Here is a 23806-nt window from a genome sequence, read left to right as displayed (position 1 = left end):
CGGGTGTAGGAAAACTACAGGGTGTCGCAGGGGGCGTAAAGCACGTTCAACCGGCGAGGGCCACCGGTGGTCGGCGGAGCCGGCCACGGGGGCATCGGCGGTCCACCTGTCGCGGCGGACCGGGGAGCGATGTCGGCGTCAGTAACGGGCCGCCAGCATGGCGATGGCGGCCAGGGCTTCGGGGTCGTGTTCCTTGAGCCGGTTGGCGATGCCATGCTGGAAGAAATAGCGGAACCCTTCCTGTTGTTCGGCGGCGACCAGACTGGCGTCGCCGGGCAATACCGGAGTCTGTGTCACCGCCGCCTCGTCCGCCACCATGGCCTGGGGGGTACCGTCACCCTGCACGCGCCAGCTCACCACTTCCATCAACGACAGTGTCTCGAATTCGTCCTGGGAGAACACCGCGTGGGTGCCGATGGTGTCGGGAATTTCCTGGCAGCTGTGGTCGCCTGGTTTGCCGAAAAAACGCAGCGCCGCATCCAACTCCTGCACCTTGTGTTCCGGTGCGTCACGGAACAGGTAGTCGCTGTCGGGCAGGCGGTAACCTTCCCAGCGGCCATTGAGTGGATCGGACAAAGCACTGGCGGTGACCAGATCGCGCAGCCAGGGCACCAGCGCCTGAGTGGTGCCGTCCTCGAGACGTGCCCAGGCGAGAATTTTCAGGGAAAACAGGGTGTCGGGATGTTGATCGTTGGCATAGAGCAGCTCCATGCCGTCGTACTCCGGAGAGAGTCTGAGAATGGACGGCTTGCCGGAGCGCCGTCTCGGGGTGAAGGGGATGACGTTACTGCCGCGTGGATCCTGCCGGTTAGCCCGAACCATAAGCGCCTCCGCCCAAGAGAACCATGGAATACCCCTGCGTCGGCACCGATCCCGTGGCGGATCGTCCTCGCACGGGCTATTCCAGACTCTACGATTTTCACACTAGACGGTTGCGGGCGGAGGCGCAAGTCAGGCGGCGTGGTCCAGAGACTGATCGCCGTTACCGGCACGGGCGGCCAGCGGTTGCCGCAGACGCCAGCGCAGACGGATGCCGAGCAAAATGGCGGCGCAGGTGAGCCCGGCCACCAGACCGATCCAGAAGCCGCTGGGGCCCATGGCCGGCACCAGCAGGTCGGTGAGGGCGAGCGCATAGCCCAGCGGCAGGCCGATCCCCCAGTAAGCGAACAGGGTCATTACCATCGGCCAGGCGGTGTCCTCGAAACCGCGCAGGCAGCCGTTGGCCACCACCTGAATGGCGTCGGAGATCTGGTAAAGCGCGGCGAACAGCAACAGATGCGAGGCCAGGGCGATGACTTCCGGGTTGCGGGTATAGATCCAGGGAACCCAGTGCCGGATCAGCACCAGCAGGACCGCGGCGGCAACGCCGACCAGGCTGACCATGCGTATCGCGCTGCCCACCGCCAGATTCAAGTCATCGCGGTTGTGGCGGCCGCGAGCGTGGCCCACCCGCACCGTGGCGGCCAGGGAAAAACTGAGCGGCACCATGAAAATCAGCGAGGTGAAGTTGAGCGCGATCTGATGACCGGCGACGATTTCCGGCCCCAGGCTGCTGATCAGCAGGGCGATCACGGCGAAAATACTGACCTCGAAAAAGATCGATAACCCCACGGGCAGCCCCAGCCGCAGCATGTAAGCGAGACTGGCGAATTCCAGATGGCGCCGCCGCAGATTCAGACGTGCCGGCTGATAAACCGGATGGCGGCGGATGTACAGCCCCATCATCAGCGCCATGGACCACATCACCACGCTGGTGGCCCAGCCGCAGCCGACGCCGCCCATGGCCGGGAAGCCCAGTTTGCCGTAGATCAGGACGTAGTTGGTGGGAATATTGATCAGCAGACCGATGATGCTGATCCACAACACCGGACGGGTGTGGCGCATGGCTTCCGTGTAGCTGCGCATGGCCAGCATCAAGGCGGCGCCGGGCATGCCCCAACTGAGACCTTCCAGGTAACCCTGCACCAGAGGCAGCATGGCCGGGTCCACGTCCATGGCGTGCAGCACCGGTGACATGCTGCGCAAGGCCACGGCGGCGAACAGCCCCAATCCCAGCCCCAGCCACAGCGCCTGCTGGGCCAGCGGGTTGACCCGATGGTAAGCTTCGCCCCCCAGATGGCGGGATAAAATCGGTGTGGCGCTGGTCAGTACCCCGGTCATGAAAAGGAACAGCGGCACCCAGATGCTGGCACCCACCGCCACCGCGGCCAGATGCTCGGCGCCCACGCGACCGGCCATCATGGTATCGACGAAGCCGTTGGCGGTTTGCGCCAACTGACCACCCAGAATCGGCAGGGCGAGAGCGAGTTGAGCAGCGTATTCCTTACGGCGAATGGACATGATGCGGATCGGGAGCAGAGGCACGGGGCGGCTACCATACCGCAAAGCGCCCCCGGGATGTACCGCTCCCGGACCCTGGAAGAACTGTTTCGCGATACCTTTTACCGGCGCTATCACACCGTGCTGGAGGGGGGCGCCGAGGAGCCTGTTTATTTACCGGGCGAAGATGGAACGGGCACACCCCACCGTATTGTTTATACCCGTGACTATTTCCGCAGCGCCCTGCACGAGGTGGCGCATTGGTGCGTGGCCGGCCGCCACCGCCGCACCCTGGAGGATTACGGCTACTGGTACGCGCCGGATGGCCGCGATGCCACTCAGCAAAGCCTGTTTGCCCGGGTGGAGGAATCGCCACAGGCGCTTGAAGCCTTGTTCTGTGCCGCCTGCGGCCATGATTTCCGTGTCTCCATGGACAACCTCGATGGTGACGAAGCCGCCCGGCGGCTGGAGACCGCTTTCGCGGAGCAGGTGTACCGCCGGGCCCGGCGGTATCTCGAGGAGGGCCTGCCCGCGCGTCCGCTGGCCTGGTGCCAGGCTTTGGCGGATTGTTTCAATACCGGTTGGAATGGCGGCGCGGAAAGTCTGGATCGGATCTTTATCTTTCCCACCGACGTGACGGACTAAATCCGCCACGGCTTACAACTGATCGCCACGAAAGCTTACAGCCACCGCCGTGATGCCGGGTTAGGGTTCGTTCACCGGCTTCCGGCGTTTTCTGGAGCGCAGTTTCCAACTGCGCACCACCGCCACACGCCAGAATACTTTCACCGCCCCATAGGAAAGCAGCCCCGCCACCAGGGCCACGATCAGTGAGCCGATCCACAGGGGAACCAGCTGCTGCAGGAACCAGGCGGTGGTGATGCCTTCGCCGTGATGGGGAGGAAGGCCCATCAGCCAGGCACCGATACGATAGTTGAAATAGAACACTGGAACATAGGTGAGCGGATTGGACAGCCAGACCAGCATCATCGACAGCGGCAGGTTGCAGTGGAAACGTACCGCCAGGAAGGCCGCCACGCCCATCTGCATGGGAATGGGCAACAGTCCGGTAAACACACCGATGAAGGCGGCGCCGGCCAGGGAATGCCGATTTATGTGCCACAGGTTCGGATCCGACAGGATTTCACCAAGGAACTTCAGGGAACGATGTCCGCGAAGTTTCTCGGGGGAGGGCAGATATTTTCGGAATAACCGTTTCGGCATGGAAAGTCGAGAATCCGGTTCCAGGTGCGCGCATTATGCCGATGTGGGACGGTCGCGCCTAGTGCGCGTGAGTCCCGCCGTTCCGGCAGTGTAGAACAGGTAAGCTGAATGGAAGCTGTCAACATCAGAGGGTTGGCGGCGGGAGGCAAGGATGCCCTGGGGGCGTATGGCCGCGGCGATGACCGTGGCGGTGTGGTACGGCCTGCTATGGCCGGTGGCGGCGGGATTGGTGCTGGCGCTGCTGGCCCGGCGCCGGGGTGGATCCGCCGGGGCCTGGTTGTGGCCGGCGCTGACCTATCTTTACGCCGGTGTGATGCTGCAGCTGGCATTGGACGCCCGCTTGCCGGAACACCTCAACGGCGAGGAACTGGTGTTCGTCGGGCGGGTGGTGTCGTTACCGGAGACCCGCGGCGGCGTGCATTACGGGGAGGCCGGCATCAACCAGATCGCGCGGCTGGAAGGCCGGGTCAGCACGCCGCAGGGCCGTTGGCCGGGACGGCATCGGCTGCGGGTGAGTTACTGGAATCCCGACCCGCCGCTGCGTGCCGGCGAATGGATACGGGCACGGCTGCGTCCGCATGTGCCTCGCGGCACCTATAACGAAGCCGGCTTCGATGCGGAACGTTATTTCTTGGCCGAGGGCATCGACGCCCGCGCCACGGTGAGGGCCGTGGAGGCGCGCTGGGGAGGCGGCGGCCTGCCGGGCTGGCGGCAGGCAATCAGCGATCGGATCGCCGGTCATTTGGCGACCAGCCCTTATGGCGCGGCGGTAATACCGGCTTTGGTGGTGGCGGATCGCCGTGGCTTGCCGGCGCCGGTGTGGGACTTGTTCCGGGATACCGGCACGGCGCACTTGCTGGCCATCTCCGGGCTTCATCTGACCCTGGTGAGCGGCATGGTCTGGTGGCTGGGCAGGGTTCTGCTCGGCCCCCTTTGCCAGTGGTTGTGCGGCCCGTTGCGGCGGCTCCCGCTGGCGCTGCTGGCCTGGCCTCCGGCAGTGGCGGGGGCCTGGGGGTATGCGGCGCTGGCCGGTTTCAGCCTGCCCACCCAGCGCGCGGCCTTGATGATCTCGGTGTTGGCCCTGGCGGTATGTCGCCGCCGCCCACGGCCGCCGCTGGAGATCCTCGCCCTGGCTTTGTGCGTGGTGTTGTTGCGGGATCCGCTGGCGGCGTTGTCGGCCAGTCTGTGGCTGTCGTTCGGCGCGGTATTGGCGATCCTGCTGATAGCGCGGACGGGAGGGCCCTGGTTGTGGATCGGCCTGCCATTGATGATGGCGGTGATCAGCGCGGTGTTGTTTGACAGCTGGCACTGGACGTCGCCGGTGGCCAACGCCGTGCTGGTGCCTTTGTTCAGCCTTTTGATCGTGCCGCTGGCCTTGACTGGCGCTTTATTGGATTGGCCGGCGCTGTCATTGGCGGCCGCCACCGGGGTGGAAGGCGCGGTGGCGCTGATGACGGTGCTGACGCGGTTCACGCCGGGGACGCCGCCGCTGTTGACGGGGATGGCCGCGGCGGCGTTGTTGCTGGCGGTGGCGCTGGCGACGCTGAGAGCCTGGCCCTGGCCGCGCCGCATGCTGCCGTTGCTGATGGTGCCCTGGTTGTGGCCGCAGAGTAGCGCGCCCCCGCCCGGACAATTGCGCATGACGGTATTCGATGTGGGGCAGGGGCAGGCGGTGGCCCTGCGCACCCATGAGCACCTGGTCCTGTACGACACCGGCCCGGCCTGGCCCGGCGGTTCCGCCGGTTCCAGTGTGCTGGAGCCGTGGTTGCGCCGCCAGCGGTTGCGGCCATTGATCACCATTGTCAGCCATGGCGATCTGGATCACGCCGGTGGCTTGAGGGACCTGCGTGAGCCGGGCTTGCTGCTGTCCGGTGAACCGGACCGTAGCGCCGGCGCGGCGCCTTGCCAGGCCGGGCAGAGCTGGATCCTGGACGGTGTGACCTTCCGTTTTTTGTGGCCTCGCGATCGGGCCTGGCAAGGGAATGACGCCAGTTGTGTCCTGTGGGTGGAGGCCGGCCCTCACCGCGTGCTGCTGACCGGTGATATCACCCATCAGGTGGAGTACCGGTTATTGAATCAGGTGGCGCCGGTAACCGTTCTGGTGCTGTCCCATCATGGCAGTGGCACCGGCACGTCGCGGGCCTGGGTGTCGCGATTACAACCCCGTTGGGCGGTAGCCTCGGCCGGTTACGCCAACCGCTTCGGCCACCCGGCGCCAGCGGTCCTGGAGCGCCTGGAAGCGGCAGGCGTCACGGTTCTGCGCACCGACCGGGCTGGCATGATTGAGTTTCAATTGGGGGCCACCGATAATGCCGCGCCTATAACAAGGTGGCGTGACGATCACGGCCGGCCCTGGCATGGGCCCGGCGGTTTCTGGTAAGGGGGTTACCGGATTGGCCTGATGTCACGGCGCGCCACCGCAACTGAGCAAGGGGATAATAACGTGCAGGAATTGGTGCAGTCCGGGGGCTGGATGATGCTCCCGATCCTGATCTGTTCGGTGGTGGCGCTGGCCATCGTGGCGGAACGATTCTGGACTTTGCGTCCGTCCCGGCTGGCGCCGGCGGGCACCCTGGCGGAAGTACAGGGGTGGTTGAAGAAAGGGCAATTGTCTGATGAGCGGCTGGAAACCTTGAGATCGCAGTCCGCCCTCGGTGTGATTCTGGCGGCCGGGCTGGCCAACGCCCGCCATGGCCGTGAGATCATGAAGGAGAGCATTCAGGAAGCGGCCACCGGGGTGGTCCACGACCTGGAGAAGTATCTGGCGACGCTGGGCTCGGTCGCCGCCATCACGCCCTTGCTGGGCCTGCTTGGCACGGTGGTGGGTATGATCGACGTATTCGCCGCGATCATGATTCACGGCACCGGCGACGCGGCCCAGCTCGCCGGTGGTATTTCCCAGGCCCTGCTCACCACTGCCGGCGGCCTGGTGGTGGCGATTCCGGCGATTTTCTTCCACCGCTTCTTTGTGCGCCGGGTGGAGGAGATTACCGTCGGGCTGGAACAAAACGCGGTGCATCTGGTCGATCTGGTCCACGGTGACCGCGAGCCGGAGCAGGGGCAAGGAGCGAAGTCGTGAAATTCCCACGGCCCCGGCAGGAAGAAATCAGCGTCAACCTGACGCCGTTGATCGATGTGGTGTTCCTGCTGTTGATCTTTTTCATGGTCTCCACCACGTTCACCCGCGAAACGCAGTTATCGCTGACTCTGCCGGAAGCGCAGGGCACACCGCCGGAACAGGCGCCCCAGGCAGTGGAGATTCTGGTGTCGTCGGCGGGTGAGTATGTGATCAACGGCGAAAAACTGATCGATAACAGCGACGCCGGCCTGCGCTCCGCACTGTTGCGGCTGGGCCAGGACAAAACCGAGTGGCCCATGCTGATCACCGCCGACGCCTACGCCAGCTATCAGGCGGTGGTGACGGTGATGGACGTGGCGGGCCAGCTAGGCTTTGATAAGCTGTCGCTCACTACACGTGAAGCCGCTGAAGAGGGCCAATGAGCCAACAATCGGAAAGTGCCTGGCAAACGTATAAACGGCTGCTGGGCTATGTAAAACCTCACTGGTTGCTGTTACTCGCCAGTTTTCTCGGCTATGCCATCTATGCCGGCACCCAGGCCGCCGCCGCGCAACTGGCCGGCTACCTGGGTGAAACCGTGGTCGACCCGCAACCTCACCGGGTACTGGTGGTCTCCGTGGCGCCGCTGCTCATCGCCCTGGCTCAAGGGGTCGGGCAGTTCCTTGGTAGCTACACGCTGGCCTGGGTGGCCCAGGAAATCGTCTATTTCATGCGCAATGAAGTGTTTGGTCATGTGTTGCGGCTGCCTCAGTCGGAGTACAACAACAACGCTTCCGGCCGCATCATGTCCAAGATCATCTTTGATGCCCAGCAAGTGACCAGCGCCGGCACCGACGCGGTGATGGTGATTTTCCGGGAAGGATTGACGGTGATCGGACTGATGGCGTTCCTGTTCTATCAGAACTGGAAACTGACGCTGATTCTGCTGGTGGTGGCGCCGGTGATTGGCCTGGTGGTGAATGTCACCAGCAAACGGTTCCGCCATATCAGCCGCCGTATTCAGTCGTCCATGGGCAACATCACCCAGTTTCTTGGTGAAGCCATCGAGGGCAATCAGGCGGTGAAGATCTTCGGTGGGCAGAAGCTGGAAGGGGACCGCTTCCACAGTGTCAGCCGCCGGTTCGCGCGCCAGAACACCAAGCTCAATGCCAGTAAGATCGCTTCCACGGTGATCGTGCAGCTGTTCGTGGCGGTGGGTATTGGAGCCATCACTTATTTGTATATCACGATGATGGGTGAGCAGCTTACCGTGGGCGGTTTCCTGTCCTATATCGCCGCCGCCGGCATGGTGCAGAAGCCGCTCAAGCAGCTTACCGACGTCAACGTCAAGATTCAGCGCGGCGTTACCGGCGCCGCCTCCTTGTTTGAATTGATGGACCGTCCGGTGGAGCGGGACCTGGGACAATTGACGCTGCCGCGCACCGAAGGCAACGTGGAATTCCGTGATGTCACCTTCGGCTATGACCCGAATCAGCCGGTGCTGCGTAATCTCAGTTTCTCCATTCGCAGTGGTGAAACGGTGGCGCTGATTGGTCGCTCCGGCGCCGGCAAGAGCACCATCTCCGCCATGCTGCCCCGGTTCTTCGATCCCGACCAGGGCTCGGTGCTGCTGGATGGCGTGCCGCTACCGGATTACAGGCTGGCGGACCTGCGCCACCAGATCGCCATGGTGAGCCAGAAAGTGGTGCTGTTTAACGACACCGTGCGCAACAACATCGCCTATGGCGAGATGCGCGATGCCGACGAAGCAGCGGTGGAGCAGGCCGCCCGTAACGCCTATGCCTGGGATTTCATTCAGGGCCTGGACAAGGGCCTGGACACCATGGTCGGCCAGGACGGCGCTCAGCTTTCCGGTGGCCAGCGCCAGCGCGTGGCCATCGCCCGGGCGTTGCTCAAGGACGCTCCGATTCTGATTCTGGATGAGGCCACCAGCGCGCTGGACACGGAATCGGAGCACCATATCCAGAAGGCGCTGGAACGTCTGATGGAAGGCCGCACCACGCTGGTGATCGCGCACCGTCTGTCCACTATCGAGAAAGCGGACCGTATTCTGGTGCTGGATCAGGGCCAGTTGATTGAACAGGGCACCCACGCCGAGCTGTTGGAAAAGAATGGACTCTACACTCAACTCTACAAGATGGATTTCGCCGACGACGTTAATGACTGATTTCGCCCGCCGTGTGGAGCGGGGCTGGTATCAAGGCAGCCCCTGGCTGACGCCCCTGCGCCCTTTGGGCTGGCTGGTGGGGCGGGTGGCGGGGCGCCGTTTGGCCGCTTTCCGGCGGCAGCGGACCGCGCCGCCGGTGCCGGTGCTGGTGGTCGGCAATGTCACCGTCGGCGGCACCGGAAAAACCCCGCTGGTGGTGGCTCTGGCCCAGCGCGCCAGCGAGCGTGGCCTCAGCGTGGTGGTGATCTCCCGGGGCTATGGCGGCAAGGCCGGCCGATACCCGATGACCGTGACGCCCGCCAGCGACCCGGCGGTGGTCGGTGATGAACCCCTGTTGATCGTGCGCCGGGCCGGAGTGCCGGTGGTGCTGGATCCACGCCGCGACCGTGCCTTGAACTATGTGGTGCGTGAGCTGGCACCGGACCTGGTGATCAGTGACGATGGCCTGCAGCATTATGCCTTGCCCCGTTCCGCCGAAATCGTCGTGATCGACGCCCGCAGGGGGCTCGGCAATGGCCGCTGCCTGCCCGCCGGCCCCTTGCGCGAGCCGGCCAGCCGTCTTGAACAGGTGGACTTTCTGGTGGCCAACGGCGGCGTCTGGCCAGGGGCCGTCACCATGCATCTCAAACCCGGTAAACTGACCCGTCTGAGCGATGGTCTGACCCTGGACGGGGATGCGTTCCGGGAGCGCTTTGGCGCCGTGCACGGCGTTGCCGGTATTGGCAATCCGGAGCGTTTTTTTCGTTCCCTGGCGGTACTGGGGCTGGCGGTGACGCCGCATGCGTTTGCCGATCACCATGCTTTTAAACCCGAGGATCTGGCGTTCGCCGATGGTCGCCCGGTGGTGATGACCGAGAAAGACGCGGTGAAATGCCAGGGCTTCGACAATACCCGACTATGGATGCTGCCGGTGCGGGCCGCCTTGCCGGAAACGGTACTGGACGCCATGATCGACCGCGCATTGAATCCGGATTCGGCGCCGTCCGCAGCGGCGCTGGAATCCGTCGAGAAGGAGAGAGAATGAGTTTTTCCGTGGTGGTGCCGGCCCGCTATGCGTCGGAGCGTCTGCCGGGCAAGGCGTTGGCGGATCTGGCCGGTAAGCCGATGGTGTTGCGGGTGGCGGAACGTTGCCTGCTCAGCGCCGCCGGGCAGGTTTGGGTGGCCACCGATGATCAGCGTATCGCCGATGCCGTGGGCGAACGCTGTCCGGTGGTGATGACGCGGCCGGATCATCCTTCCGGTACCGATCGTTTGCAGGAAGTGGTGACGCAACTGGGGCTCGCCGACGATGACATCCTTGTCAATGTGCAGGGAGACGAGCCCCTGATTCCGCCGGAGGTGATCAATCAGGTGGCGGAAAATCTGGCCGCCAATCCGGATTGTCAGATGGCCACCTTATGCGAGCCGATCACCGCCGCCGGGGACCTGTTCAGCGCGGACATTTGCAAAGTGGTGTTCGACAACCGCGGCCGCGCCCTGTATTTCTCGCGGGCACCGATTCCCTGGGACCGCACCGCGTTCGCCAGGGATCGAGAGCGGCTTGGTGACGGGCAATGGTGGCGGCACATTGGTATCTATGCCTACCGTGCCGGTTTTCTGCACCAGTTCGTCAACTGGCCGCCGGCGCCGCTGGAGAAACTGGAATCCCTGGAGCAATTGCGGGCACTGGCCAATGGCGCGGCGATTCATGTGGCGCCGGCCTGCAAGGACGTGCCCGGCGGCGTGGACACGCCGGAGGATTTGGAACGCATGCGGGTTCTGCTGCGGGGAGGGGCGCATGACTGATGCTGATAAGCCGGCGGTGTTGTTCGTTTGTCTGGGCAATATCTGCCGTTCGCCCACCGCCGAGGCGGTATTCCGCCAGCGGGTGGCCGCGGCGGGGTTGAACGGCCGGCTGGAGATCGACAGCGCCGGCACCGGGGACTGGCACATCGGCCGTGCCCCGGACCGCCGTGCCGCCGCGGCCGCTGCCCGGCGCGGTTACGTCATGGATGAACTGCGCGCCCGCCAGATCACGGTGGATGACTTTCACCGTTTCGACCTCATCCTGTGCATGGACCACAGCAACTTCCACGATGTTTCCGAACTGGCGCCGGCCAGCGGCCGCGCACGGGTGGCCCGTTTCCTGGAAGTGCTGGGTGAGGGCGAACCGGAAGAAGTGCCGGACCCTTATTACGGTGGTGAAGACGGCTTCGATCAGGTGCTGGATCTGGTGGAACGGGCCAGCGAGCTGTGGCTGGAACAGTTGCGGGCATCGCTGTGATCGACACCGATGTGGATCTGAGTACGGCCAATACCCTGGCCCTGCCGGCCCGCGCCGAGCGGCTGGCCCGCCCCGCCGATGTGGATGAGCTGGCCCGGGTATTGACCGGGCGCGGGGCGGACCCGCTGTTCGTACTCGGCGGTGGCAGCAACCTGGTGCTGACCGGGGACTTGCCCGGCCTGACGGTGATGCCGGTTTTCGATGAGGTAAGCTACCGGCAGGTGGATGAGGGCCTGGCCCAGGTGCGGGTTGGCGCGGGCGTGGTCTGGGACCGGTTGGTGGCGGACACCGTCGCCGCCGGCTGGCAGGGGCTGGAGAATCTCTCCCTGATTCCCGGCAACGTCGGCGCGGCGCCATTCCAGAACATCGGTGCCTACGGCGTGGAACTGGCGGACGTGGTATCGACGGTGGAAGCGGTGTCGGTGGACGACGGCAGCAACATCAGCTTCGATGCCGATCAGTGCGAATTCGCCTACCGGGACAGTCTGTTCAAGAGCCGCTGCCGGGGTGAATTCATTATTACCCACCTGACATTGAATCTGCGCCGTGGCAGCGACTGCCGATTGGACTCTTTTCGATTGGGCTATGGCGGGCTGGCGGAGCGGCTGGAAGGCGGCGGGCCAGTGACCCCGGCACGGGTGCGCGAAGCCGTCATCGCGTTGCGCCAAAGCAAGCTGCCGGACCCGGCGAAGCTGCCCAATGCGGGCAGTTTCTTCAAGAATCCGGTGGTCTCGCTGACTCACTACCAGCGGTTGCTGGAGCGCTATCCGGATCTGGTTTCTTTCCCCGTGACCGGAGGCCGGAAACTGGCGGCGGGTTGGCTGATCGAGCGCAGCGGCTGGAAGGGCCGGCGTCTCGGCCCGGTGGGTATGCACGATCAGCAGGCACTGGTACTGGTGAATCATGGCGGCGCCACCGCCGTGGACGTCCTGGCGCTGGCGACGGCGGTGCGGGAAGACGTGCGGCAATGCTTCGGCGTGGAACTGGAGCAGGAGCCGGTGTTGATGCCGGGAGCCATTGGTGTCCCGTAATTTCAGGAGAGTCTGACGCTCTGGCTTGTGAATTTCTACAATGCCATATCGGCAGGTGCTGGGAACACTAATTCAGAGAGGGCCACGAAGCCACTGTGGGAGCTTGCCTGCAAGCGAATGGGCTTCCGGGCTCCAAGATTCGCTTGCAGGCAAGCTCCCACAGTGGCTTCGTAGCCAGGGTCACCGCCGTCCATGGCGGTCATAAAAAAGCCCTCGCCGGTAACCCGGCGAGGGCTTTTTCATGCCTGAAGGATCAGGGCATCAGGCGCCGGTGTCGGCGTCCTTGGTACTGTCCGCCGCGGCGGCCGCCTGCTGTTGTTGCTGGCGGCGGCGCAGGCGCGGGTCATTGCTGGCCCGGCCTTGCGGAGCGGCGGCCGGCGCTTGGGGCGCGGCTTCGGGGCCGCTGCCTTTGGCATCGCTCGCCGGTGCCGGCTGTTCCGGGCTGACCGCCGGCTTCGCCGCTTCCACCGGTTTGCTGTCTGCCTCCGGCTTGGTGTCGCCGCTGGGGGTCGTTTCGGCCTTCGCTTCCGCCTTCGGCTCGGCTACCGGTTTTTCTTTCGGTTCTGCTTTCGGTTCAGCCGCCGGAGTCTCCGGTTTCGGCTGCTCGGCCGGGGCCGGCTTGCTGGCCTCGGCTTTTTCCGCCGCTTTCTCCGCGGTCTTCGCTGGAGCAGGGGCGCGCTCAACCGCCGGTTGCGGTGTTTCCGTCGCCGGCTTTTCCTCTACCGGTTTGGCAACCTGTTCCGGCTGCGTGGCCGGGCCGCCGTTGGTTTTTTCCGGCTCGGGCGCTTGAGGCTTGGCCTCGGCCTGAGCCGCGGCCTGGCGGTTACGCTGGCGCGGATCGTTGCCGGCACGCCGTACCGGTTGCTCTTCCGCTTCGGCGGAGGCCGCCGGTTTCTCGTCCCGGGCCGGTGCTTCGGCGGCGGGCTTCGGTGCTTCCCGCTTGCTTTCCTGTTCCGGCTGTTGTGGCTTGCTCACCGGCTTGTCATGCTGCTGCCGGGAATGGTCGTTTTGTTGCTTCGCTGATTGTTGCTCCGCCGGAGCGTCTTTGGCATCGCCATCCTGGGCAGATTTGGCCTGAGCCGGTTTGGCCTGGACCGGTGCCTGCTCGGCTTGTGCATTGCCTTCGCCGCTTTCCTGGGCCGGAACCAGCTTGGCCTTGGGCGGACGGCTGTCGCCGCGTTCCTGATCGCGTCCCGGCGTATTGTCCTCGCTGGTCATCAGCGGCGGTTGAACCGGAGCGCCGCCCTTGCCGGCGTCCTGCTTGTTGTCCGCCTGGGGCTCGCCCCGGCCGGCGTTTTGCGGGCGCTGATCATTGCGGCGCTGGTCATTGTCCCGTTGCGCGGCGGTCTTGCCGCCATCGTTGCGGGACTCGTCCTTGCGTTGCTGAGTATCGCCACCCTTTTGCTGTTCAGCGTTTTGCTGCGGAGCGTCCTGTTGCTGAGCTTTGCGATCGTCCTGGCTCTTGCGCGGCCGTTCACGCTCGCGCAGCGGACGATCATCCTTGGCGTCCTGACGGCGGTTGGCTTTAGGGCCTTCGCCGCGGCGTTCCTGACGGCCCTGGCTCTCGTTGGCCTTGGCATCGCTGGACTTGGCGTCGCTGGATTTATTGTCCGTGCTCTTGTTGTCCGAGGACCGGTCGCCACCACGGTTGCGACCACGGCGATTATTGCCGCCGGCGTTGTCACCGTCGCGGCCATCCGCCTTGTTGCGGTTGCGATTCTGGTTGCCACGGTTACCACGACGGTTATCGTCCTGCTGCTCCGTGTCATCCCGCCGGTTACGAGTATTACGGTTGTTGCCCCGTTCCTGCTGACGGCGGCCACGTTCTTTGTCGCGGTTGCCGCGCTGGTCACGGTTCTGGGGCGTGCGTTCCTGCTGGCGGCGCCCGTCTTTCTGGCCGCCCTTGGATTGCTGTTTCTGTTCCTGCCCGGCACCGCCACCGAACACGGCGGCGAACCAGCCCAGCAGCCGGGCGAACAGGCCGGGCGTGCTTTCGGTTGCCGCAGCCGTGGCCGCCGCTGGTGCCGCGGCCGCCGGTTGCGCCTTGGGCGTTGGCGGGGCGGTGTCCGGAGTGATCAGCTTGACCGCCGGCTCCTGGGGTTTCGCTGGTGCTTCCTGGGTATTGGTGACGGGCTCCTCGGCGCTGTTGTCCACCAGCTCCAGCTCGTGACTGGTCTGCGATTTGACTTGATCGTCGCGGATCCGTTCGACCAGGAAGTGAGGTGTTTCCAGGTTCGGATTGGGGATCACCAGCACTCGGGCGTTGTGCGCGGTTTCGATATCGCGCAGCACGGGGCGTTTTTCGTTGAGCAGGAAGGTGCCCACGGCCACCGGCACCTGGGCCTGGATTTCGCCGGTGCGCTCCTTCATCACCTCTTCTTCGATCAGGCGCAGAATGCTCAGCGCCAGGGATTTCACATCGCGGATATGGCCCTGACCATTACAGCGCGGGCAGACGATGCTGGAGGTCTCGCCGAGGCTGGGACGCAGCCGCTGACGGGACAGTTCCAGCAGCCCGAAGCGCGAAATGCGGCCCAACTGAATTCGGGCGCGGTCCGCTTCCAGGGCGTCGCGCATGCGGTTTTCCACTTCGCGCTGGTTGCGGGCCGGCCCCATATCGATGAAGTCCACCACGATCAGGCCGCCGATATCCCGCAGCCGCAGTTGCCGGGCGATCTCGTCGGCGGCTTCCAGGTTGGTCTGCAGGGCGGTTTCCTCGATGTCCGCGCCCTTGGTGGCACGGGAGGAGTTGATGTCGATGGACACCAGTGCTTCGGTGGGATCGATAACGATGGAGCCGCCGGAAGGCAGTTTCACTTCCCGTTCGAACGCGGTCTCGATCTGGGATTCGATCTGGAAACGGGAGAACAGCGGGATCTCCTCGTTATAGAGTTTGATCTTGTGCTTGTAGTCAGCCATCACCTGCTGGACGAAGGCCTGGGCTTCCTCGAACACCTTTTCGGAGTCGATCAGCACCTCGCCGATGTCCTTGCGCAGGTAGTCGCGGATGGCGCGGATGATGACATTGGATTCCTGATAGATCAGGAACGGGGCTTTGCGGGACTGCGATGCTTCGGAAATGGAATCCCACAATTTGAGCAGGTAATCCAGGTCCCATTGCAGTTCCTCGGCGCCACGGCCAAGACCGGCGGTGCGCACGATCACGCCCATTTCGTCGGGCAGTTTGAGGCTGGCCAGAGCTTCCTTGAGCTGCTGCCGTTCCTCACCCTCGATACGGCGGGAAATGCCGCCGGCGCGTGGATTGTTGGGCATCAGCACCAGATACCGGCCGGCCAGGCTGATGAAGGTGGTCAGGGCGGCGCCTTTGTTGCCGCGCTCTTCCTTGTCCACCTGGATGATCACTTCCTGGCCTTCCTTGATCACATCCTTGATGTTGATGCGACCCTGGATGTCCTTGGGATCCTTGGTGAAGTACTGACGGGAAATTTCCTTCAGCGGCAGAAAACCATGGCGTTCGGCGCCGAAGTCCACGAAAGCGGCTTCAAGAGAGGGTTCAATGCGAGTGATCTTGCCTTTGTAGATATTGGCTTTTTTCTGCTCGCGGGAGCGGTGTTCGATATCCAGGTCATAAAGACGCTGGCCGTCCACCAGGGCCACCCGAACCTCTTCGGGATGGGCGGCGTTGATCAACATACGTTTCATTGTGCTACCACGTTGTTTCGTGGCGGCATGCAGCGGGCCGGCTTGGTGCCGGTATCAGACCCTGACCCTGAACGAGGAAAAGCCGCGCAGGCATTGACGTCACGTGTTTACGGCGCCTTGAGGCGCGGAGACGACGGTGATGATTCTGCCTGTTCGCTACTCTTTCTCCTCCGGATATAGGAAGTCGTTCCGTTGGTGTTGCGCCGGGGATGTCATGCCCCGTGGTTGTGCTTCACGCTGTGCCCGGCGCTCGGATTTGCTTGGCGCCGGACCGGGTAAACTTTGGTTTGTCTGTATACCGGTTCTCTGTCTTCAGCCTGGCTGCAGTCCGCCTGTTTAGGTTGTCGGCAACCTGCCGGGCATTGATGCGGCCCGGGAGGTCATGCTGCAGCGTCGCGCTCCGGTGGGAGTTCTCGCGACGTCATCATGGTCGGGCGGGGCGGGCGGTCTGATCTTGACGGCGAATGGTCGCTGCGCGTCGCCGTTGGCCTGCCGCGGCCGACATGAGTCTGTCATCAGCGTTCCGATCGCGCATCGGAGGCCATCTTTTCACGGTAACCGGGCGCAACGAGCGTCTCTGATTGGGTGGGCGGGCACGGGAAGCGGCAAGGATAAATGTTTCCGGGGGCGTCCTGACTTGACCCGATAGGGGAGCAGGGCGCCGGCCCGGGCCGCCCGTCATGCTCACGGGACCACCGGCTTCACTGTTCGCGCCCCGCTATCCGTAAATATGAGTAATGGGCGGACACAACGATCGTAAAGCTGTTGCCAGACAAGGCACTATAGCAACAAAACCGCAATAAGATCAATCTGATGGCGCTGTCGGGCTGGCGCGGCAATTGACCTGCGCGGGGGCTGAGGTCAGAATCCCCCGCATGTCCGAGACCCCCTCCGCCGACCGCGTATCCTTCGTCACCATTGATGAAGGGCGTGACGGTCAACGCCTGGATAATTTCCTCATCACGCACCTCAAGGGCGTGCCCCGTTCCCGTATCTACCGGATCATCCGGTCCGGCGAGGTGCGGGTGAACAAAAAGCGCGCCAAACAGACCACCCGTCTGGCGAATGGCGACATCGTGCGCATTCCGCCGATCCGCACCGCCGAGTCCGAGGCGCCGCCCAAAGTCAGCGACGCTCTGGCGGAGCGGCTTTCCCGCACCCTTATTTACGAAGACGAGCACCTGTTCATCTTCAACAAGCCGGCGGGCCTGGCGGTGCATGGCGGCAGCGGCGTCAGTCTCGGTTTGATCGAGGCGTTGCGAGTGCTTTATCCGGAGGAACGGGAACTGGAGCTGGTGCACCGGCTCGACCGGGATACCAGTGGCTGCATCATGGTGGCGCGACGGCGCAGCTTTTTGCGCCGATTGCAGCGGTTGATGCAGCAGGGCGGCGTGGAAAAGCGCTACTGGCTGTTGTGCCAGGGCTTCAAGGGCAAGGAACGCCGTATCGAGGCGCCGTTGCTCAAATTGATGCAGGGAAACGAGCGGGTGGTGCGCGTGTCCCGGGAGGGCAAGCCCTCGGTCACTGACTTCCGGCTGCTCGAACGGCTCGGCGGTGTCAGTTTGGTGGAGGCCACTCTGGGCACCGGACGCACCCACCAGATCCGCGTGCACAGTCAGTTCGGCGGATTCGCGCTGCTGGGCGATGACAAGTACGGCAACGATCAGGGGGATCGCCTGCTTGGGGAACTCGGCATGCGTCGTTTGTGTCTGCATGCCCATAGCCTGACCTTCCGGCATCCGCTCAGCGAGCGCCGGGTACGGGTGGAGGCCCCCCTGGACGAGGATTTCGAGTCGATTCTGGCGGCACTGCGGCGCCGGTCCCGATCCTGAAGTGGATTAATGCTACCCGAGGCGCTGGCAACATGAGCTACGATCTGGTGATTTTCGATTGGGACGGCACGGTGATGGACTCCACCGCCCGCATTGTCACCTGCATGCACGATGCCGCCCGCGATCTTGACCTGCCGGCGCTGGAGGATGAGGTGGTGCGCGGCATCATCGGCCTCGGCTTGCCGGAGGCGATCCTTACTTTGTACCCCTTTCTGGACGAAGTCATGGTGACCGCCATGCGCGAACGGTATGCTCATCATTTCGTATTGGCGGAGCGCTCCCCCAGTGTGCCTTATCCGGGTGCCCGCGATACCTTGCTGGCGCTGCGTGAGCAAGGTATGCAACTGGCCGTCGCCACCGGCAAGTCGCGCAAGGGGTTGGACCGGGTCTGGACCAACACCGGCCTGGGCGCCTTGTTTCACGCCTCCCGCTGCGCCGACGAAAGCCGCTCCAAACCGCATCCGGCCATGGTGCTGGAGCTGCTGGAGGAATTGAGAGTGGCGCCGGAACGGGCGCTGATGGTGGGAGACACTACCTTTGATCTGGATATGGCCGAGGCCGCCGGGGTTGACCGGGTGGCGGTCAGCTATGGCGCTCACACGCCGGAGCGCCTGCGCCAGCGGAGTCCGCGGGCGATGATTGATGCTTTGCCACAGTTGCTGCCCCTGATTGGGGTAGGGGTAACCACGCGAGGAGCAGATGTAGATGGATTCGAATCAACCGCCGTCCCAGCCGCAAGGCAGTGATAAAGAGTGGAAGCTGATCGAGAAGCTGCTGGGACAGGCCCAGGCGGAGCAGCGTAAAAGTCGCCGCTGGGGCATTTTCTTCAAGACGCTGACCTTTGTTTACCTGTTCGTCGTGCTGTTCATGTTGATCCCCGGCCGCGACGGCGCTTTGGCCGTTTCCGAGCCCCACGTGGCGGTGGTGGACGTGGACGGCGTCATCAGCGCCGACAGCGAGGCCTCGGCGGACCTGATCAGTGCCGGTCTGCGGGAAGCGTTCGAGGCGGACAACGCCAAGGCGGTGTTGCTGCGCATCAACAGTCCCGGCGGATCACCGGTGCAATCCAATCAGGTTTACAACGAGATCCGGTGGTTGCGCGAGAAGCATCCGGAGAAGAAAGTCTATGCGGCGATCACCGACACCGGTGCCTCCGGGGCCTACTATATTGCTTCGGCCGCTGATGATATCTACGCCGATCCGGCCAGCATCGTCGGCTCCATTGGCGTGATCATGGCCGGATTCGGCCTGCAGGAAGCGGCGGAGAAGCTGGGCGTGGAGCGCCGTGTCTACACCGCCGGCGAGAACAAGGATCTGATGGATCCGTTCGCGCCGGTCAATCCGGCCCATCGCCGGCACGTGCAGGAAATGCTGGATGAAATTCACCAGCAGTTTATTGCCGCGGTGAAACAGGGGCGCGGTGACCGCCTCAAGGTGGATGGCCACCCGGAATTGTTTTCCGGTCTGTTCTGGACCGGTGAGCGGGCTCTGGATTTGGGGCTGATCGACGGCCTCAAGAGCCCAGGCCAGGTGGCCCGCGATGTCATCGGGCTTGATAAGCTGGTGAACTACACTTACAGCCCGTCCCCGGTGGAGCAGCTGCTGCAGCGCTTTGGTGTTTCCATCGGCAAGGGGCTGGGTAGTAGCCTGGGGCTGGAGCAGTACGTGCCGGATTTACGTTAGATCGCGGTCCTTCTTAATTAAAGAAAGTCATATAGAGAAAGGACCGCGATTGCCTTCAGGGCAGGCTGACGCCTTCCGCCGCCAGGAAGTCGGTCAGTAGAATCAGCGGCAGCCCCACCAGGGCGTTGGGGTCCCGGCCTTCCAGCGCCTTGAACAGAACGATGCCCAGGCCTTCGGACTTGAAGCTGCCGGCGCAATTGAACGGTTTCTCATTGTCCACGTAGCGGCGGATGCGGTCCTGGCTCAAAGTGCGGAAATGCACGGTGAAGTTTTCGCAGCCGCTCTGATGGCGGCCGGTGGCGCTGTTGTACAGGCACAGACCGGTATGAAACACCACGCTGCGGCCGCTGGCGTTACTCAACTGATTGATGGCGTTGTCCCGGTCACCGGGTTTGCCGAGAATGGCGTCATCCAGGACGCACACCTGATCGGAACCGATGATCAGTGCGCCGGGATGGTCGGCGGCCAGGGCCTGGGCTTTCAGCCGGGCCAGGCGCAGTACCAGCTCGGTGGCGCTTTCGCCGGGCAGGGCGGATTCGTCGATATCCGGGCTGGCGGCGGTGAAAGGCAGCCCCAGTTTGCCCAGCAGCTCACGGCGAAACGGAGAGGAAGAGGCCAGAATCAGAGTCGGCTGAGTGTCGTTCACCATGGTCTCCTCGGTTTTCAAAGCAGCGAGTGTAAAAGAGGTGGGCATGGCAGTGCACGAAAAATCCAAATTTCTCAGATGGTTAGGCACCGGCCGCCGGCGTGATTTTCGCTTTGACAGCGCCGCGGCGCGGGCCTAGAATTGCGCGCTTATGTTTTCAGGGCAACTGCCACCGTACCTGGAACCGCGCAAGTTCGCGGACCAGGAGCGCGTCATCGAGGGCGAAGCCCGGGTTGGGGATCTGCCCCGGCTGCGGGAATATCGCGAGAGCCTGGACCAGCCGGTCCGGGTGTCGCTGGCTTTTGGCCGCGACGAGGACGGGCACCGGTGCGTTCGGGGCCAGGTGGAAACCACGCTGGTTTTGATTTGCCAGCGCTGCCTTGAACCCGTGCACCAGCGGATCCTCGCCAATGTGGACCTGACCATGGTCTGGAGCGAGGAGCAGGCAAAGGCATTGCCCGCGCACCTGGATCCTCTGCTGGTCACCGAGGAGCGTCTGCCGTTGGCGGATGTGCTCGAGGAAGAGCTGCTATTGGCAATGCCACTGGTGGCGCTGCACGATCAATGCCCGAATCCGCTGCCGGATACCCGCGACGATGGGGAAGACGGCGAGGGCCGGGACAAAGACAATCCGGATAACCCCTTTGCCGTGCTGGCCCAGCTCAAGGGTCGCCGCAAGTAACACGCCGAGGAGCTCGACAATGGCTGTTCAACAGAATCGCAAAACCCGTTCCAAGCGCGGTATGCGTCGTTCCCACGATGCGCTGTCCGCCGCCACGCTGACCGAAGACAGCAACACCGGTGAAGTGCATCGCCGTCACCACATCTCTCCGGACGGCATGTACCGCGGCCGCCAGGTTCTGCGTACCGCGGACCTGGACGAAGAAGAATAAGCCGAACGGCGCCCGTCACCCGGTTATATCCGGCGTCTGACGGGCGCCGTTTTTCGTTCTGGGGCACTGGCCCGTGTCCGGCCTTTACCTGGGCCGGATTAGGAGTATTCTGGGTGCCGCCATGCCTTTAAGGAATTGAGTGGTCATGTCAGACGTGACTCTGGCGGTGGACGCCATGGGGGGGGATCACGGGGTACCTGTCACCGTTCCCGCCGTCGGCCGTGTGCTTTCCCGTCATTCCAGTCTCCATATCATTCTGGTCGGTAATCCCGATGTTCTGGCGCCGGCGCTGGCCAAGGCCGGTCTCGAGGGCCATGCCCGTGTTTCCATTGAGCCCGCCTCCGAAGTGGTGGCCATGGATGATCCGGTGGCGGTGGCGCTGCGCCAGAAAAAAGATTCCTCCATGCGGGTGGCGATCAATCTGGTCAAGGAAGGCCGTGCCCAGGCCGCGGTCAGCGCCGGCAATACCGGTGCCCTGATGGCGGTCAGCCGCTTTGTGCTGAAAACCCTTCCTGGTATCGATCGTCCCGCCATTTGCACCGCCATTCCCTCCGCCAAGGGCCATTGCCACATGCTGGACCTGGGCGCCAATGTGGACTCCCAGCCCGAGCACCTGTTGCAGTTCGCGCAGATGGGGCAGGCCGTGGTCCGCGCCGTCGACGGGCTTAGCCAGCCGCGGGTGGCGTTGCTCAACATCGGCGAAGAGGACATCAAGGGCAACGAGCAGATCAAGGAGGCCGCTGCTCTGATGCAGGCCGCCGAGGACCTCAATTACGTGGGGTTCGTCGAAGGCAATGGCATCTTCCTCGGTGACGTGGACGTGGTGGTCTGCGATGGCTTCGTCGGTAACGTGTCATTGAAAACCATGGAAGGCGTGGCCACCATGATCGGCGGGATGATCCGTGAGGAGATAGGCCGTTCCTGGTGGCGCAAGCTCAGTGGCCTGTTTTCCCTGCCGGTGTTGAACGGCCTCAAACGCCGTATGGATCCAGAGCGCTACAATGGCGCCAGTCTGGTGGGACTTAACGGCGTGGTGGTGAAAAGCCATGGCGGCACCGGCGAAGCCGGCTTTACCAGTGCCCTGGAAGTGGCGCTGCTGGAAGCCCGCCGCAACGTGCCGGCACTGATCCGTGACGCCGTGGCACCGTTGGTCCGGGCCTCCGAGCAGCCCGCCTCCTGACGGATGCCGCGCCGGGGCCATTCATACTTTGTTGCAGCCCGGAACGGACAAGCCGGACGGGTAAAGGCATACTGCCGCCAAATCCAATAACCCGACGTCCGGGGCGGGCTCCCGCGGAGTTCCACCGGCCGTCCTTCGCGAATCAGGGAAACGCATGTCAAAAACCGCTTTCGTTTTTCCCGGTCAGGGCTCGCAGAGCCTGGGTATGCTGGCCGATTTCGCCGATCACACCGCCGTGCGCCAGGCTTTCCAGGAAGCTTCCGGCGCCCTCGACATGGATCTCTGGGAATTGGCCCAGAATGGCCCCGAGGCCGACCTCAATCGCACCGAGAATACTCAGCCGCTGCTGCTGACCGCCGGCGTCGCCCTGTGGAAGGAGTGGGAGCAGAGCGGCGGCCCGCGCCCGGCGCTGCTGGCCGGACACAGCCTGGGTGAATACACCGCGCTGACCTGCGCCGGAGTAATCAGTCTGGGTGATGCGGTGCGGTTGGTGCGCACCCGCGGCGAATTGATGCAACAGGCGGTGGCGGAAGGCGAGGGCGCCATGGCGGCGATCCTCGGTCTGGACGACGATCAGGTGCGCCAGGCCTGTGCCGAGGCCGCCGAAGGTGAAGTGGTGGAGGCGGTCAACCTCAACGCCCCCGGTCAGGTGGTGATCGCCGGCCAGGGTAGCGCGGTGGAACGCGCCATTGCTGCCTGCAAGGCCGCCGGTGCCAAGCGCGCCATGCCGCTGCCGGTGAGCGTGCCCTCTCACTGTGCGCTGATGAAGCCGGCCGCTGAAGCGCTGGCGGAACGCCTCGCCCAGGTCCGTTTTCATGCCCCGGAACTGCCGGTGATCAATAACGCGGACGTGGCCAGGGAAACCGACCCGGAAGCGATTCGCAGTGCTCTGATCCGGCAGTTGTACTCCCCGGTACGCTGGGTGGAAACAGTGCAGGCTCTGGCCGCCGATGGCGTGACCACCCTGTACGAATGTGGCCCCGGCAAGGTGCTGTGCGGCCTGGCCAAACGTATCGACCGGGGGCTGGATGCCAAGCCCCTGGAATCCCTGGACGCCTTTCAGGCGGCTTTGAACGGTTGAGGACGCCTCATGAGCGACGAACGTAAAGTGGCCCTGGTCACCGGTGCCAGTCGCGGCATCGGCAAAGCCATCGCCGAGAATCTGGTGAACGCCGGTTTCTTCGTGGTTGGTACCGCCACCAGCGAGAATGGTGCCAAGGCCATTGCCGACACTCTCGGAGAGAACGGTGACGGCGCGATGCTGAATGTGTCCGATGACGCTTCGGTGGAGACGGCGATCAAGGCCATTGTGGAAAAGCACGGCGCGCCGCTGGTGCTGGTGAACAACGCCGGCATCACCCGTGACAACATCATGTTGCGGATGAAGAGCGACGAATGGATGGATGTGATCAACACCAACCTGAATTCGCTGTACCGGGTCACCAAGGCCTGCATCAAGGGCATGACCAAGGCCCGCTGGGGCCGGGTGATCAATATCAGTTCCGTGGTGGGGACCATGGGCAACGCCGGCCAGGCCAACTATGCCGCGGCCAAAGGCGGTGTGGAGGGCTTTACCCGTGCCCTTGCCCGCGAGCTGGGCTCGCGTAACATCACGGTGAATTCGGTGGCGCCGGGCTTTATCCAGACCGACATGACCGATGTTCTGCCCGAGGCCCAGCGCGATGCGCTGCTGCGGGAGATCCCCCTGGGCCGCCTCGGCAGTCCCGATGAAGTGGCCAGCGCGGTGGCGTGGCTGGCCGGTGACGGTGGTGGCTATGTGACGGGTACCACGGTCCACGTTAACGGTGGCATGTTCACCGGGTAGG

22 protein-coding genes are annotated in these 23806 nt (G+C 63.9%); 17 read left to right on the top strand and 5 right to left on the bottom strand.

Annotation, left to right across the window (positions count from 1 at the left end):
- Positions 1-138: 138 nt before the first annotated feature.
- A complete protein-coding gene (locus RYH70_RS12630; protein WP_026949059.1) occupies positions 139-822 on the bottom strand; it encodes a hypothetical protein in 684 nt (227 codons plus the stop codon).
- Positions 823-951: 129 nt separating this feature from the next.
- Positions 952-2340: an MATE family efflux transporter gene (locus RYH70_RS12625; RefSeq protein ID WP_035450971.1), complete on the bottom strand. Its 1389-nt coding sequence runs from the start codon at positions 2338-2340 to the stop codon at positions 952-954.
- Between the two features lie 57 nt (positions 2341-2397).
- On the opposite strand from RYH70_RS12625, the gene RYH70_RS12620 reads away from it, so the two are divergent.
- Positions 2398-2964 (top strand): elongation factor P hydroxylase, encoded by a 567-nt coding sequence (locus RYH70_RS12620; protein ID WP_317009218.1) that lies wholly within the window; start codon positions 2398-2400, stop codon positions 2962-2964.
- Positions 2965-3024: 60 nt separating this feature from the next.
- Here the strand turns inward: RYH70_RS12620 and RYH70_RS12615 are convergent, their stop codons facing one another.
- On the bottom strand, positions 3025-3543 hold the full coding sequence (locus tag RYH70_RS12615) for a DUF2062 domain-containing protein (protein WP_022994595.1): 519 nt from the start codon (positions 3541-3543) through the stop codon (positions 3025-3027).
- 151 nt (positions 3544-3694) lie between these two features.
- Here RYH70_RS12615 and RYH70_RS12610 point away from each other — a divergent pair, with 151 nt between their 5' ends.
- The 8 genes from RYH70_RS12610 to murB all read left to right on the top strand — a co-directional run bounded on the left by RYH70_RS12610 (position 3695) and on the right by murB (position 12083).
- A complete protein-coding gene (locus RYH70_RS12610) occupies positions 3695-5923 on the top strand; it encodes a DNA internalization-related competence protein ComEC/Rec2 (protein WP_317009217.1) in 2229 nt (742 codons plus the stop codon).
- A 63-nt stretch (positions 5924-5986) separates the two neighbouring features.
- Complete coding sequence (locus tag RYH70_RS12605) at positions 5987-6622, top strand: MotA/TolQ/ExbB proton channel family protein (protein WP_026949056.1); 636 nt, start codon at positions 5987-5989, stop codon at positions 6620-6622.
- On the top strand, positions 6619-7044 hold the full coding sequence (locus tag RYH70_RS12600; RefSeq protein WP_022994598.1) for an ExbD/TolR family protein: 426 nt from the start codon (positions 6619-6621) through the stop codon (positions 7042-7044). Before RYH70_RS12605 ends, RYH70_RS12600 begins: the two co-directional genes overlap by 4 nt.
- Positions 7041-8789: a lipid A export permease/ATP-binding protein MsbA gene (msbA, locus tag RYH70_RS12595; protein ID WP_022994599.1), complete on the top strand. Its 1749-nt coding sequence runs from the start codon at positions 7041-7043 to the stop codon at positions 8787-8789. The genes RYH70_RS12600 and msbA overlap by 4 nt, the downstream gene beginning before the upstream one ends.
- Complete coding sequence (gene lpxK, locus RYH70_RS12590) at positions 8782-9813, top strand: tetraacyldisaccharide 4'-kinase (protein ID WP_055099312.1); 1032 nt, start codon at positions 8782-8784, stop codon at positions 9811-9813. Before msbA ends, lpxK begins: the two co-directional genes overlap by 8 nt.
- Positions 9810-10574 (top strand): 3-deoxy-manno-octulosonate cytidylyltransferase, encoded by a 765-nt coding sequence (gene kdsB, locus RYH70_RS12585; RefSeq protein ID WP_022994601.1) that lies wholly within the window; start codon positions 9810-9812, stop codon positions 10572-10574. The genes lpxK and kdsB overlap by 4 nt, the downstream gene beginning before the upstream one ends.
- The gene (locus RYH70_RS12580) at positions 10567-11052 is read left to right on the top strand and encodes a low molecular weight protein-tyrosine-phosphatase (RefSeq protein WP_022994602.1); all 486 of its coding nucleotides are present in this window, start codon (positions 10567-10569) and stop codon (positions 11050-11052) included. The genes kdsB and RYH70_RS12580 overlap by 8 nt, the downstream gene beginning before the upstream one ends.
- Positions 11049-12083, top strand: a complete 1035-nt coding sequence (gene murB / locus RYH70_RS12575; RefSeq protein ID WP_051414319.1) for a UDP-N-acetylmuramate dehydrogenase — start codon at positions 11049-11051, stop codon at positions 12081-12083. Before RYH70_RS12580 ends, murB begins: the two co-directional genes overlap by 4 nt.
- A gap of 261 nt (positions 12084-12344) precedes the next feature.
- Here murB and rne read toward each other — a convergent pair whose 3' ends face one another.
- Complete coding sequence (rne, locus tag RYH70_RS12570) at positions 12345-15746, bottom strand: ribonuclease E (protein ID WP_317009216.1); 3402 nt, start codon at positions 15744-15746, stop codon at positions 12345-12347.
- Positions 15747-16621: 875 nt separating this feature from the next.
- On the opposite strand from rne, the gene RYH70_RS12565 reads away from it, so the two are divergent.
- Genes RYH70_RS12565 through sppA form a run of 3 tightly spaced genes read left to right on the top strand, consistent with a single transcriptional unit; the run spans position 16622 to position 19261 of the window.
- On the top strand, positions 16622-17578 hold the full coding sequence (locus RYH70_RS12565) for an RluA family pseudouridine synthase (protein ID WP_022994605.1): 957 nt from the start codon (positions 16622-16624) through the stop codon (positions 17576-17578).
- 32 nt (positions 17579-17610) lie between these two features.
- The gene (locus RYH70_RS12560) at positions 17611-18324 is read left to right on the top strand and encodes an HAD-IA family hydrolase (RefSeq protein WP_022994606.1); all 714 of its coding nucleotides are present in this window, start codon (positions 17611-17613) and stop codon (positions 18322-18324) included.
- The gene (gene sppA / locus RYH70_RS12555) at positions 18284-19261 is read left to right on the top strand and encodes a signal peptide peptidase SppA (RefSeq protein WP_317009215.1); all 978 of its coding nucleotides are present in this window, start codon (positions 18284-18286) and stop codon (positions 19259-19261) included. The genes RYH70_RS12560 and sppA overlap by 41 nt, the downstream gene beginning before the upstream one ends.
- A gap of 55 nt (positions 19262-19316) precedes the next feature.
- Here sppA and RYH70_RS12550 read toward each other — a convergent pair whose 3' ends face one another.
- Positions 19317-19910, bottom strand: coding sequence for a Maf family protein (locus RYH70_RS12550; protein ID WP_097058731.1), 594 nt, complete (start codon positions 19908-19910; stop codon positions 19317-19319).
- A 148-nt stretch (positions 19911-20058) separates the two neighbouring features.
- Between RYH70_RS12550 and RYH70_RS12545 the strand changes: the two genes are divergently transcribed.
- The 5 genes from RYH70_RS12545 to fabG all read left to right on the top strand — a co-directional run bounded on the left by RYH70_RS12545 (position 20059) and on the right by fabG (position 23805).
- Positions 20059-20589, top strand: coding sequence for a YceD family protein (locus RYH70_RS12545; RefSeq protein WP_022994609.1), 531 nt, complete (start codon positions 20059-20061; stop codon positions 20587-20589).
- 19 nt (positions 20590-20608) lie between these two features.
- Positions 20609-20800, top strand: coding sequence for a 50S ribosomal protein L32 (gene rpmF, locus RYH70_RS12540; protein WP_014995069.1), 192 nt, complete (start codon positions 20609-20611; stop codon positions 20798-20800).
- A 145-nt stretch (positions 20801-20945) separates the two neighbouring features.
- Positions 20946-21980, top strand: a complete 1035-nt coding sequence (gene plsX / locus RYH70_RS12535; RefSeq protein ID WP_022994610.1) for a phosphate acyltransferase PlsX — start codon at positions 20946-20948, stop codon at positions 21978-21980.
- 154 nt (positions 21981-22134) lie between these two features.
- Positions 22135-23061 (top strand): ACP S-malonyltransferase, encoded by a 927-nt coding sequence (gene fabD / locus RYH70_RS12530; protein WP_022994611.1) that lies wholly within the window; start codon positions 22135-22137, stop codon positions 23059-23061.
- 9 nt (positions 23062-23070) lie between these two features.
- Entirely contained in the window at positions 23071-23805 is a 735-nt protein-coding gene (fabG, locus tag RYH70_RS12525) for a 3-oxoacyl-ACP reductase FabG (RefSeq protein ID WP_317009214.1), read from the top strand.
- Position 23806: the final 1 nt, after the last annotated feature.

Source organism: Alloalcanivorax xenomutans (assembly GCF_032810065.1).
Taxonomy (GTDB): Bacteria; Pseudomonadota; Gammaproteobacteria; order Pseudomonadales; family Alcanivoracaceae; genus Alloalcanivorax; species Alloalcanivorax xenomutans.
The sequence above is the reverse complement of the archived record's forward strand: the minus strand, read 5'-3'. Positions and strand labels throughout refer to the sequence as shown.